This is a genomic window from Halomonas sp. 707D4 (assembly GCF_024158685.1).
Lineage (GTDB): Bacteria > Pseudomonadota > Gammaproteobacteria > Pseudomonadales > Halomonadaceae > Vreelandella.
In genome coordinates this window covers 1-10,811 of record NZ_JAMZBD010000055.1, presented here as the reverse complement: position 1 = coordinate 10,811, position 10,811 = coordinate 1, and the positions used below count along the sequence as shown (strand labels likewise).

12 protein-coding genes are annotated in these 10,811 nt (G+C 56.9%); 1 reads left to right on the top strand and 11 read right to left on the bottom strand.

Going from position 1 to position 10,811, the window contains the following annotated elements:
* The 3 genes from BIS11_RS04070 to BIS11_RS04060 all read right to left on the bottom strand — a co-directional run.
* Nucleotides 1-321: TRAP transporter large permease subunit (locus BIS11_RS04070; RefSeq protein ID WP_253585757.1), on the bottom strand; the 321-nt coding region annotated here is incomplete at its 3' end.
* Complete coding sequence (locus BIS11_RS04065) at nt 311-790, bottom strand: TRAP transporter small permease (protein ID WP_253419598.1); 480 nt, start codon at nt 788-790, stop codon at nt 311-313. The genes BIS11_RS04065 and BIS11_RS04070, both read right to left, overlap by 11 nt.
* A gap of 57 nt (nt 791-847) precedes the next feature.
* Complete coding sequence (locus tag BIS11_RS04060; RefSeq protein ID WP_253419595.1) at nt 848-1,858, bottom strand: DctP family TRAP transporter solute-binding subunit; 1,011 nt, start codon at nt 1,856-1,858, stop codon at nt 848-850.
* 172 nt (nt 1,859-2,030) lie between these two features.
* On the opposite strand from BIS11_RS04060, the gene BIS11_RS04055 reads away from it, so the two are divergent.
* Complete coding sequence (locus BIS11_RS04055) at nt 2,031-2,891, top strand: EamA family transporter (RefSeq protein ID WP_253419592.1); 861 nt, start codon at nt 2,031-2,033, stop codon at nt 2,889-2,891.
* A gap of 261 nt (nt 2,892-3,152) precedes the next feature.
* Here BIS11_RS04055 and BIS11_RS04050 read toward each other — a convergent pair whose 3' ends face one another.
* The 8 genes from BIS11_RS04050 to BIS11_RS04020 all read right to left on the bottom strand — a co-directional run.
* The gene (locus BIS11_RS04050) at nt 3,153-4,172 is read right to left on the bottom strand and encodes a tetratricopeptide repeat protein (protein WP_253419589.1); all 1,020 of its coding nucleotides are present in this window, start codon (nt 4,170-4,172) and stop codon (nt 3,153-3,155) included.
* Nucleotides 4,172-5,173 carry a tetratricopeptide repeat protein gene (locus BIS11_RS04045; RefSeq protein ID WP_253419586.1) on the bottom strand — a complete coding sequence of 334 codons (1,002 nt, stop codon included), beginning with the start codon at nt 5,171-5,173 and terminating at the stop codon, nt 4,172-4,174. The genes BIS11_RS04050 and BIS11_RS04045 overlap by 1 nt, the downstream gene beginning before the upstream one ends.
* A 22-nt stretch (nt 5,174-5,195) precedes the next feature.
* Nucleotides 5,196-6,218 carry a hypothetical protein gene (locus BIS11_RS04040; protein ID WP_253419583.1) on the bottom strand — a complete coding sequence of 341 codons (1,023 nt, stop codon included), beginning with the start codon at nt 6,216-6,218 and terminating at the stop codon, nt 5,196-5,198.
* Nucleotides 6,219-6,320: 102 nt separating this feature from the next.
* Entirely contained in the window at nt 6,321-8,075 is a 1,755-nt protein-coding gene (locus BIS11_RS04035; RefSeq protein WP_253585756.1) for a DUF2235 domain-containing protein, read from the bottom strand.
* Between the two features lie 34 nt (nt 8,076-8,109).
* Nucleotides 8,110-8,598 carry a DUF3304 domain-containing protein gene (locus tag BIS11_RS04030; protein WP_253419578.1) on the bottom strand — a complete coding sequence of 163 codons (489 nt, stop codon included), beginning with the start codon at nt 8,596-8,598 and terminating at the stop codon, nt 8,110-8,112.
* Between the two features lie 67 nt (nt 8,599-8,665).
* On the bottom strand, nt 8,666-9,046 hold the full coding sequence (locus tag BIS11_RS18610) for a DUF3304 domain-containing protein (protein ID WP_367399053.1): 381 nt from the start codon (nt 9,044-9,046) through the stop codon (nt 8,666-8,668).
* Nucleotides 9,047-9,099: 53 nt separating this feature from the next.
* Nucleotides 9,100-9,960 carry a DUF4123 domain-containing protein gene (locus BIS11_RS04025; RefSeq protein WP_253419576.1) on the bottom strand — a complete coding sequence of 287 codons (861 nt, stop codon included), beginning with the start codon at nt 9,958-9,960 and terminating at the stop codon, nt 9,100-9,102.
* Nucleotides 9,957-10,811: type VI secretion system Vgr family protein (locus BIS11_RS04020; protein ID WP_253585755.1), on the bottom strand; the 855-nt coding region annotated here is incomplete at its 5' end. The genes BIS11_RS04025 and BIS11_RS04020, both read right to left, overlap by 4 nt.

The following is a 10,811-nucleotide window of genomic DNA, read 5'->3' as shown; positions in this document are numbered from 1 at the left end:
GCCCATGATCATGCACACCAGCACCGCCACCAGGGCGAGCCCGCCGTGGCGCGGGCCGATCAGCGCCTGGGCGAAGCGCACCAGGCGCAGCGCCACGCCGGAGCGCTCGAAGATCAGCCCGGTCAGGATGAACAGCGGAATCGCGATCAAGGGGTACTTGGCGATGCTGTTGTAGGTGTTGGTGCCGAAGGTAGCGAGCATCTCAGGCGAAAGCCCCGACACGATACCGATCGAGCCCGCCAGCGCCAGCGAGAACGCCACCGGGACGCCGGCGATCAGAAGCCCCGCGAAGGCGAGGATCATCCACAAATCAGGGGTCATCACGCAGTCTCCCGTTCAGCCGTTCGCGGGTCTGCTGGACGAGGCGCCAGACCATCAGCGCCGAGAGCACCGGCAGCCACACCAGGTACCACCACTGGGGCAGGCCGAGCCCGGGCGAGAGCGACTCCCACTGGTACTCCTCAAAGGCGAGCTTGCCGCCGTACCAGGTGATCAGGCCCAGCACGACCAGCCCGCAAAGCCCCTGGAACAGGATCAGTGCGCCGCGCAAGCGAGCGGGCAGCCTGCGCTCCAGAAAGCTGATGCGAATGTGGCGGTTGCGCCTGAGCGCCACGCTCGCCCCGGCGAAGGTCAACACCACCAGAAGAAACACCGAGAACTCCTCGGTGAACGAAAACGAGCCGCCGGTGAGATAGCGGGTCACCACGTTGCCCAGGCTGATGAGCGAGATGACGATCAGCGACGCCGCCCCCAGCCAGCGCTCGAGGCGCGCATCGGAATACTCTTGCATGTTGGCCTCAATCGACAAGGCGGCCGGCACGGGCCGGCCGCCGATGGGACACCGCGCCTAGCGCGCGTCGATGGCCGACTGGGCGGCTTCAATGAGATCTTCACCGATGCGCGAGGCCCACTTCTCGTGAACGCTCATGGTCGCCTCGACGAAGGCCTGGTACTCGGCCTCATCGAGCTCGGTGACGGTGACGCCACGCTCCTCGATGGCGGCCAGGCGCTCGCTCTCCTGCTCGCGGGTCATCGCGATTTCCCAGGCGCCGGCCTCTCGCGCAGTCTCACGCAGCATGGTCTGCTCTTCGGGGCTCAGCGACCCCCAGACCTGCTGGCTCACCGCGAACACCAGGGGGTCGTTCATGTAGTTCCAGCGGGTCAGGTACTCCTGGCCCACCTGGTCGATCCGCGCCACGTCGAACACCGACAGCGGGTTCTCCTGGCCATCCACGGCGCCGGTGGTGAGCGCGGGCTGGGCGTCGGTCCAGCTCATCTGGGTGGGGTCGGCGCCGAGGGCCGCAAAGGTGTCTTGAAACAGCGGCGAGCCGACCACGCGGATCTTGAGCCCCTCGAGATCCTCCGGCGCGCTGATCGGCCCGTTGGAGTTCGAAATCTGGCGAAAGCCGTTCTCGCCCCAGGCAAGCGGCATGATGCCACGCCGGGCGATCGCCTCGAACACCAGCTCGCCGGCCTCGCCCTGAGTGATCGCGTCTACCGCGGCGGTATCCGGGATGAAGAACGGCAGCGAAAATAGATTGAGTTCCGGCACCTGGGGCGACCAGTTGATGGTCGAGCCCACGGCGGCATCGATCAGCCCGGAGCGCATGGCGGAGAACTCCCGGGTCTGGTCGCCGGAGACGAGCTGGGCGTTGGGGTAGACTCGCAGGGTCAGCTCGCCGCCGCTGCGCTCCTCCAGAAGCTCCGCCCACTTCTCGGCGGCCTGCCCCCAGGGGAAGGCGTCCGACAGCACGGTGGAAACGGACAGTTCGCGCGCCTGGGCGGAGGCCGTAAGCGTCAAGAGGGCGGCGCCCGCAAGGCCCAGGGCGGCGTGGGAAAGGTGGCGTGTCAGCGTCATGGTGCGTCCTTTTATGCGTGTCTTTTTTATCTGATTTTTATAGTGGCCGGCACCGCCATGGGCAGCGCCGCGCTTTGCCCATTGTAGGCACTTGCCGGGCGAAAGGAAGAGAGCCCGGCTGATATGATGGGCGAATCACTTTGTCACCTTCTACTCACCAAGGGATCTTGCCGTGCCGCTACGCGATCTGCTTCTGGGCCTTCTGGTCATCGCCATCTGGGCGCTCAACATCGTCGTCATCAAGGTAGGCGTCGTCGAGCTTCCACCGCTTTTGATGACCACCTTGCGCTTTGCCCTGGTGGCCCTGCTGCTGGTGCCCTTCCATCCGGTGCCTCGTGCCCAATGGCCGTTTCTGCTGCTGCTCTCCTTCACCTTCGGCACGCTGCACTTCGCCCTGCTGTTCATTGGCCTTGGCCAGTCCGAGGCGGGCACCGGGGCGCTTCTGGTGCAGATGGGCACGCCTTTCGCCACGATCCTGGCGGTGATCTTTCTCAATGAAAAACTCGGGCCCAAGCGCCTGGTGGGCCTTCTGCTGTCGTTCGCGGGCGTGGTGGTGCTGGCCGGAGGCCCCACGCTGCCCGCGCCGCTGCCGCTTGGCATCCTGCTGTTGAGCGCGCTGGGCTGGGCGGTGTCGCAGCTTCTGATCAAGCGCGGCCCTCACATCCCCCCGCTGGCGCTGGCAGGCTGGATCGCGCTTCTCGCCCTTCCCCAGGTCGCGCTCGGCTCCTGGCTGTTCGAGAGCGGCCAGTGGCAGGCGATTCGCACGGCGGGGCTCGCCGGCTGGGGAGCCGTGTTCTACACCGCGGTGATGTCGTCGATCGTTGCCTACGGCATCTGGTACGCGCTACTGCGCCGCCACCCGGTCAACAAGGTCGTACCGATGACGCTGTTGGTGCCGGTACTGGCGGTAGGGTTGGGAGCGCTTCTGATGGGCGACAGCCTGGGCGTGCACAAGCTGGCCGGGGGCGGGCTGGTAGTCGCCGGGATCGGGCTGATCCTGATTCGTTTTAGAAAGCGTCGGTTGGCGCAGTGATTTGAGCCATCCTCACGCAGGGTTCGAAGGGCCGCATTCCAGTCGAGTGCAGGCTTTTTCATGAGTCATTTCTTTTCGATTCAGACTAAAGACATGACACAGAATTATGAACATAACCTTGGTGTGCAGTGTAAAGCCTCGTGCCCTCTTCTTTGACGGCTTGCGCTTCGGCGTTCAATGTCCAGGCAGACACTAGCGTTAACGGCATCAAAAGCAACCCGGCCAGTGTCGCCAGAAGACCGGTGCGAGGGAGTAATATCATCAGGGGCCAAACTTCTCGGGGAAGTAGGAAAGTGGCGGTACCAGGCCCAGCCATTCTTCTTTCAAACGCTCGCCTTCGGCACGTTGCTCGGGGGTAACGTGCTCTCTATAGATATCGAGGTCTTGATCTGAATAGCTTCCAGGTATCTCTTCCTGAATGGCCAACAATATTGCCCACCCTTTTGCAGGATCTGGTTCTAATGCCGCTCGACACAAGGCTTCGAAATCTTTGAGCATGGGCACTATATTGCAGGCGGCTATCCATCGACGCCCATTGATATGGCCTGCTTCGGAGGAGGCTTCTCGCCACTCTCTAGATTCTTGGTAACGTTCTAAATGACTCAAGACAACAGCCAAATTGTTCATACCTGGCGCATACCCTGCCTCGGCTGCCTGGCGAAACCATTCTTCTGCTACTTCTAATTGCTCTGTATTAAGTTCGAAAGAATTACCTTCATCACGCGCCCTCTCACCCAGTAAATTCATGGCCCAAGCATTACCTGCCTCAGCTGCGCGATGCAGCCAATTGAGCACTTCTTCTTCATCAGGCTCTTTCACGTAGTAATAGATGTAATAGAGCGCCGCCATGGCCTCTGGGTCCCCATTTTCTGCTCTAGGAAGCGTAAGCTCAAGCGCCGCCTGCGGCCAGTCATCGCCGTTTTCTGGGCAAACGTCGCCCAGCTCGCAGGCCCCGCCATCGAACAGGCGCAGCATGGCGTAGGGGTCGCCGTGTTGGGCAGCCTGGTAATACCAGTCCAGCGCGGCCTGGTTCATATTGCCCATTACCAATCGGCGGTTGGCTTCACCCAAGTAGTACATTGTCTCCGCATCGCCTTCTCCAGCAGCTTGCTCAAGAAATGGAATAGCTGAATCTACTTTTCTAATGCCATAAAGCCGCATTCCTTCTTCTTTGGCGGCCTGAGCCTTTTCGTCCAATGCCCAGGCTGGTGATAGCGTTAACGGCATCAAGAGCAAGCTAGCTAGTGTTGCCAGAAGGCCGGTGCGGAGGAATAACACCATCAGGGGCCAAACTTCTCGGGGAAGTAGGAAAGTGGCGGTTCCAGGCCCAGCCAATCGTCTTTCATGCGCTCGCCTTCAGCGCGTTGTTCGGGGGTTAGGCTATCGTGATACGCACGCAATGCGTTTTCGGACGACGTGCCAGGCACTTCTTCGTGAATAGCTAGAAAGATGGCCCATCCTTCAGCAGGATCTGGCTCGGGCGCTCCACGGCAGAGTTCACGACCGCCTTCGTTGGGTGCGATATTACAAGCAGCCAGCCAGCCACGTCCGTTCATATGGCCTGCCTCGGAAGCCTTGGTCATCCACTGCCATGCTTTCTCAGGGTGATCCAGATGATTCAATACAGAAGCGAGGTTATTCATGCCCGGCGCATACCCCGCTTCAGCCGCCCGGCGAAACCACACCTCCGCCGCCTCCAGACGCTCTGTATCGCTACTGTAAGCATCCTCATCATCGCGTGCGCGTTTGCCCAGCATGTTCATGGCCCAGGCGTTGCCCGCCTCGGCGGCACGATTCAACCACGTCAGCGCTTCTTCTTCGTCAGGGTCTTCCACGTAGTAATAGATGTAATACAACGCCGCCATGGCCTCCGAATCGCCGGCTTCTGCCTGAGGCAGCGTGAGTTCGAGTGCTGCCTGCGGCCAGTCATCGCCGTTTTCCGGACAGACATGACCCAGCTCGCAGGCGCCGCCATCGAACAGGCGTAGCATGGCGTAGGGCTCGCCGTGTTGGGCGGCCTGGTAATACCAGTCCAGTGCGGCCTGTGAAAGACCTCGGCTAAGCAATCGATTCGCTTCGCCCAAATAATACATCGCTTCCGCATCGCCACTTTCGGCGGCAATTTCAAGTGGCGGCTGCATCCTTTCCCACTGGTGAATACCCCATAACCGCATTCCTTCCTCTTTGGCGCCTTGCGCTTCGTCATCCAAGGCCCAAGCAGACGGCAAAATTAGCGGTACTAAAAGCAAGCTGGTCAGTGCAGTTAAAAGGGTTATTCGCATGAGATTATCCTTGATCGATTACTTACTCAGTTGCACACACTTGGGTGGCTAAACCTGCTAAATAACGGCGATAGTTCCGTTTTGCAATCGGCACATCCGTATTATCCGTGCCTGAAGACCGCGCCATGAAAAAGTCCAGGTCACGTTTACGACGCCAGTACGCATACCAAGGGTCATCATGCCATTGCTGGCCGTTCTCGTTCATTCGTATAAGTGCCTTGGCGAACAGGTACTGCGAGGGAGTGGGATCTTCCTGACTAAAACGACATAGCGTGCCGTAAACGCCCGTTGTTACGCCCTCCACGATCCATCCCAAACAGTTGGCAATGGCGATTTGCTGGAAGTCTAATGCCTCTTCGGAATTGAATGACTCTACACTGCCGCGGCTTCTACCTATGCCTGGGGTTTCAATTTCGAACGCTCGAGGTTCGCTGATTAGCAGATGTAGCAAAGCCCCCAGCGCCTCGGGCGTTAGTTGCTGAACCCAGCCACGCATTTGATCCTGCCGTGGATCGTTGGTAATAACATAAGCAATCGGCCCCGCATTCTGCCCGCCCGTCATGGCACGGTAGATCTGCTCGATGCCGGCCTTGCCGCGTGCGGCGAGAAGCCCTACGTTCAGCAACGTCGTAGCGGCGAGATAGCCGAGAAAGCCGAGGGTTTCGTAAGCTTCTTCGTCGATCCACTCGGGCTGAACGTAGTTGTTGCCTACCATGGCGCGGTGAAGCATGGTGAGCCATAAATCGAGGCTATCCACATCCAGATCAATGGCCAGCGACCCGCCAACGCCTTTGCCAACGACCAGGCGAGCACTCATGACGAGCGTGAATTTACCGCCCTGCATGCGTAAAAGAAAACCGGCCTTCGCCCCTATACCGATGGAGGCCTCTACCCCCAATTTGGCATTACCGAAGCTGCGCCACCCCGTGAGTGATCGGCTCGTCCCCTGAATGGCAAGGTCTGATAACGAGGCGCGTGTCGGCAGCAGACGCTGTAAATTTTCCGGTGATTCCCAATGCAAGGCGCAGCGTGTCTCGATGCCCATGACGATAAATCCGCCTACATTTAGGAAGCTGCTTTATTAGGGTTGTTAGCAAATTTAGTCGCATTATTTTATTTCAGCGGTGAAGCTTACATTGGTGTTAGATTAGCCATCAGGCTTATCAATACCCCGCCACGTCATAAACCGATACCCACCAACGAGCTGTGAGGGCTGCCGGTTTCGATAAGCCATTTCTTCGGGCTGCTTGTCATGCAAACCGTAGGCAAACAAAAGCCCTACGGGCTCAGGTAGCTCGGGGGGCGACTCTTCTCTCGTCCACTGGTACCAGCTATTGGCTAATTGCGAGTGATAGCGAAGCGTTGCACGCGCATGTAAATAGGTATTTCTGTCGGATGAGCGTTCGCGGCGGCGTATATCTGCGGCCTCATCATCCACATCTTCGAGCCAGCCCCAGGCTTGCTTTAATGTAGATAATGCTGCGTCCACTTCAGCGCGCTCTGCCGTTTGAATCGACCACTCTTCTTGGGATCCTGACACAGAGGCTACGAGCGAACCAATGGTGCGATGGTAATAACGGTTAGGCAAGACATCCTCGCGCGCTTCCAGCGCGGCAAGGGTATCCTGATAGTCGCGGTAACGTTGTGCTAACCAGGCCAGATAAACCAGGGTATGAGAGCGGAAGTTCTCATCCGTAGGATTATGCCGAGAAGTAGTCAGCCGCTGGTAGTGGCGTGCCAAGGCGGGTAACGAATACCCTTCGATTTCATCGTTCAGCTCGAACATTTGAGCAGTAAACTCGTTCTGTTCTTTCAACGTATCCAACGGCGGAAAAGGGACACCAGCGATAGTGGCACGACGGTACATACGGTGCAGGGCCGCACGCGAAAGTTCTACGCTGGCTTTCTGTTCGTCGGCGGCCAGGCCACCGCCAATATCTTCGCTAATACCTGGGCACAGCTCTTCATGCCACTGCGGATTTTCCCCTCCTAGCGGACGGCAACGGCGATAAAAGCGCCGCTCATGGGCAGCAATTAGATGCAATACTCGTTGGCAACCTGGATGTAGCTCTCCGCCATCATCGAGCACCGGGCTTAACGGGTGAAACCAATCCAGCAGACCCATTTCGGCGTGGGTACGGTCCACACAGTCCAGCAAGCCTACAAAAACCACCTCCACATCACTGTCCTGATAAACAAAACGTTCGCCACTCTGATCGCACACTTCATCCAGTAGCCGTCGTACAAAGGCTTTTGCCATGGCGGCCCCAAAATCGAAGCCAAAGACAGAGACACGTATACGGTCCAGCGGTAGCTCACTGTTTTGCTTGACGTCAGCCACGCTGCTTTGGAAATCGCGGACAGCGGAGGAGAGACGGGTGTGACTTCCGCTCATCAACAGATCCGCGGCAACGGGAGTGTCACGGATAGGCGCATAGGCCTCAATACCTGTGCGTACAACACCATCTCGGGCCGCCTTGACCCAATTCAACGGTTGAGTGATTGACACCTTGAACGAGCGCGTAAAAACCTCGTACCACCGCCCCGAACCACCCCCAGAGAGCACTTCTTTTGCGGCATCCGTGGCACTGGAACGCAGCTGTCCTTCACCCGTACCGACTGCTTCACTAGGAACGCGGTTTGCAGCACCCACCACATCGTCAGAGAGACTAGAATCAAAGGAGGTTCCAAGACCGGAGTAGTAATGCCTATTAAATTTATGAGCAATGGTACTGTGGGCTCTTTCTGGATAAGCGCTATATAAACGACCGATATTACTTACTTTTCCGCTTTGTATATCTTGCTCAAGATTTCTGCTAATGCCTTCAAAAAAGAAACCAATATCAAGTATCTGGTTGCAGTCAGCTCCTAAATACTCATTTGAAGTAATACCGTTATTCACGCTCAATGCTTGGACGCACTCTAGAGTACTCTGGTCAATCATTTTGAACCTCTTCTCGAAGCTTCTCAGACAGAGGAGATTGGAGGTCAGGGCTCCAAGCAAACTCGACTTGGTTATCTGGGAGAAAATGTACGTGCAGATACTGGTCCTCTCGCTTATGTTCTGGCATGGGAAGTTCTACGCTATGCCTTTCCTCCTTGATCCCTTGGCGTGACTGTTCTCCCGTCATGCTTAGAATCCAAACTACCTCAACAGAATCTCCTTTAAAGGACCAACAGCAAGTAGTTCCACCTCCTGTATATAAACCTCCAGAATAGGCGGATAGATTCCCCCCCCAATTACCATCAACCCAAAAACTACCAATAGGCCTCTCAGTAAGATTGTGACCCATCAAAGAACCTCTCTTTGATGGGCTAAAAAACATGCTCCAAGCTAACCACATCACCACCAAACCAGCCAATAAAAACTTAAGCCAAGAAGGTAGAAGTCGCATATAACGGCTTATTGACCAGCGAACTAACATGATAACAAGCTCCCTTTTTTCACAAACAATCCCGTGCAAAAATTATGATCAAGCATATTCAATCTTCTTATATTAACTGTTCAGAGAGTGGAGATTGCATACCTGGACTCCAAGCGAGTTCAATTTGATTATCTGGAAGAAAATGTACGTGCAGGTACTGGTCTTCTCGCCTATATTCTGGCATGAGAACTTCTACACTATGCCTTTCCTCCTTGATCCCTTCGCGTGACTGCTCTTCTGTCACACTGAGAATCCAAACTACTTCGATAGATTTTCCTTTAAAGGACCAACAGCAAGTAGTCCCGCCATTCCCCCCATAATTACCACCTACAAAGTACCTACCTAGAGGTCGATCAGTATGATTGTGACCCACTAAGCTTCCATTCTTTGACGTATTAAAAAAAATGACCCAAGCCAGCCACAAAACTACCAAGGCAGTCAACAACATCTGAAGCCAGACAGGTATCAAACGCATATAACGACTTATTGCCCAGCGAGCTATCATGGCTCGTCCTGCTGATAGGTAGTTACTAGTACCTCCGCTAGCTTGGCTTCACCACCTGTCGCGCGCTGCAAGAGGCGCTGCATTTCCTCTGGTGCCCAAGCGTCACTCCCTTGGCTTAATTGCACATAGACAAAGGTTCGCTTGTCGGCAATAGCGGTCAAACCATAGTGGTTGGCTTGCATAAGCGCTTTTGCTACATGACGGGGACGCTCACAATGGCATATTCCTTCAAATAACGCCGGTGCAAAATCGACCAGTTCTGCCGTTAATTGCATGACTTCCGGCTCACCGTGCAGGGCTTGCCAACGAGCCTCATCGACGACCAGCTGCCATTGAGTGACGCACTTTGTTGGCGCTTGCCCTTCAAGGGCTACCCACCCCATTGCTGTATCTCGATACCACCAGCGGCTGATCCTCGAAAACAGTGCGTTTGCTGAATTCTCGAGCGCATCTTCATGCAACTGAGTAATGACATCAGGAAGATAGAAACGAAGAAGCGAGCGCTGTTTTTGTGGGTTTTCAACTACCATGGCCGGGGCTAGATGGCTAGCCAGCTCGGCCCCTGCCAGTGGAGTCTCTATCCAACTGAGCAAAGCGCATGCCATGCCCTCAAGCTGATTCAATTTATCTTGCTGATCACAAGGGATGCTCAACAACCAGGGGCCTTCGCGCTGTAGATGGGGCTGGTTTTCATCCTTAATGAGCGACCAGTAATGGTCCTTGTCAGCTATCTCGTTGAACAGGGTCGTGCGAGTCGTTCCCGATAGCAGCGCCATTTCTATCAATGCATAGCGCTTGATGGCCGGTACTTGTGATGGTGAAAGGGGCTCCCAAGAAGGAAGGCTTCCGGTACTCATGCTTGCTCTCCGGGTATGGCACTCTGCCCTTCCGCCAACGCTTTTTTCCAGCACTCTTCGCATACCTCGGGGAGTTTGAAAGTGGTCTCGAGTAATGCCTCTTGCAAGAGCTGATCGACTCGCTCATGCACTTCCGCCATGGCCCGCCCCGGTAGCAACGGCCCTTGTACCGCCTGCCCGCTCCCATTACCCGGGCTGCCACCCGAGTTGATCTTCACCTGCGGGCCGACGATGGTGACGCCGCTGGGGTCGAGCTTGAGGAAGCTGCCGCCCGCGTTCAGGGTGATTTCGCTGCCGGCTTCCAGTACCACCTTGTGACCCGCCTTCACGTGCAGCTCCCGGCCGCTTTCGGTCAGCCAGGCCTGGCCGGTCTTGACGTGCAGGGTGCCGTCGACCTGAAGGTGCTGATCGCCCTCGGTGCGCTCGAAGCGATTGCCGTGCACCGTGTGATGATCATCGTTATCGATCTCGCTGAGCCGGTCGTGGTGCACCTTGAGGAAGCTGTCGTTGCGGATCTCCTCGGTGCGATCGTTGAGCGTCAGCAGTTCCAGGTCCTTCTGGGCGTGAAGCCAGATCTGCTCTTCGCCGGCTTCGTCCTCGAAGCGCAGTTCGTTGAAGCCGTCCGCCTTGTGACTCTGGGTGCGGATGGCGGTGCGCGTCTTGTGCTCCGGCAGTGCGTAGGGCGGCGTGTTTACCGCATGGTACGTTCGCCCGGTGACCAGCGGCTGGTCCGGGTCGCCTTCCAGGAACGAGACGATGACTTCGTGGCCGATGCGCGGAATGGCGATGCTGCCGTAGCCGCCGCCGGCCCAGCCCTGGGAGACGCGTACCCAGCAGCTCGCGGTGTCGTT